1 protein-coding gene is annotated in these 1,423 nt (G+C 62.5%); it reads right to left on the reverse strand.

Features of this window, described 5'->3' with window-relative positions; genetic code table 11:
* Positions 1-51 precede the first annotated feature (51 nt).
* Entirely contained in the window at positions 52-1,266 is a 1,215-nt protein-coding gene (locus AX672_RS11635; protein ID WP_066651592.1) for an IS256-like element ISSpma2 family transposase, read from the reverse strand.
* Positions 1,267-1,423 lie beyond the last annotated feature (157 nt).

Here is a 1,423-nt window from a genome sequence, read left to right on the forward strand (position 1 = left end):
CGGTCGCGTCCGTCAAGGTGGTGTAATTTCGGCTGTGGCCGTGGGCCATCGTCAGGCGGCTTTGGCGGTGATGTGTAGGGGCTGATTTTCCTCCTCGATCATGGGTTGGTTGAGTTCGGCCATGCCTTCGATCTGCATGTATCGGTGCTGGAGCTGCCACTCGTCGTTCTGCTCCATCAGCACAGCCCCGACGAGGCGGATGATGCTGTCTTCGTTCGGGAAGATTCCGACGACGTCGGCGCGGCGCTTGACCTCCTTGTTGAGCCGCTCGAGCGGATTGGTTGAGTGTAACTTCGTGCGGTGCTGGGTGGGGAAGCCGGTGTAGGCGAGCACGTCGGTTTCGGCCTCGTCCATGCAGGTGCCGAGCTTGGGCCAACGGGTGCGCAACTGGTCGGCGACCTGTCGCCAGACCTGCGTTGCGCTTTTCTGATCGGGCTGCAGGAAGACCTGGCGGATCGCGGCGGCGACGACAGTGTTCTGGCCCTTGGGCACATAGGACAGGGCATTGCGCATGAAGTGCACCCGGCAGCGCTGCCAGGTGGCGCCCATGACGCGGGTGATCGCGCCCTTGAGGCCCTCGTGAGCATCGGAGATGACCAGCTTCACGCCGGTAAGACCGCGCCGAACAAGGTCCTTCAGGAAGTCGGACCAGAAGACCTCCGCTTCCGAGGGGCCGATATGCAGGCCGACGATCTCGCGCCGGCCCTCGGTGTTGACGGCCATGGCGATTATTGCGGCAACGCTGATGATCCGCCCGCCTTCGCGTACCTTGAGATAGGTGGCATCGAGCCAGAGATACGGCCATTCGCCGGTGAGCGGGCGTTTCAGAAAGGCATGGACGCGCTCGTCAATGTCCTTGCAAAGCTTGGAGACGGTGGACTTGGAGATGCCGGTCATGCCCATGGCCTGGACGAGTTCATCGACCCGCCGGGTGCTGACCCCGCCGATCCACGCTTCCTGGATCACCGCAACCAGCGCTTTCTCGACCATCTTGCGGGGCTCAAGGAAGCCCGGAAAATAGGACCCAGCACGCAGCTTGGGGATTTTCAGGTTCAGCGTGCCTACCCGGGTATCCAGCGAACGGTCGCGATAGCCGTTGCGCCAGGTCGCGCGCTCGCTGCTGCGTTCGTGGCGACCCGCGCCGATCAGGCCATCAACGTCGGCCTCCATGATCAGCTGCAGCACGTTCTCGGCGATGGTGCGCAAAAAATCCGGTTGGCCGCCCTTTGCAGCCAGCTCTTCGATCAGTAATCTGTCCTCGGTCATCGGGAACTCCTCTTCGTCACGGTTGAAGTGTGCAAACTCCACCATAACGATGAACCCGGTGGCCACCAGCGACGCCGCATTCCGGGGTGGGGCATGCCCCACCCCGGAATACACCATCGCCTACACCGGAAATTACACCACGAGCGCGGACGCTAAC

Source organism: Sphingomonas sp. CCH10-B3, from assembly GCF_001556185.1.
Lineage (GTDB): Bacteria > Pseudomonadota > Alphaproteobacteria > Sphingomonadales > Sphingomonadaceae > Sphingomonas > Sphingomonas aquatica.

Bases quoted from the DNA above. Each gene is read 5' to 3' on its own strand.
- AX672_RS11635 (WP_066651592.1), bottom strand. From the start codon at position 1,266: ATGACCGAGGACAGATTACTGATCGAAGAGCTGGCTGCAAAGGGCGGC.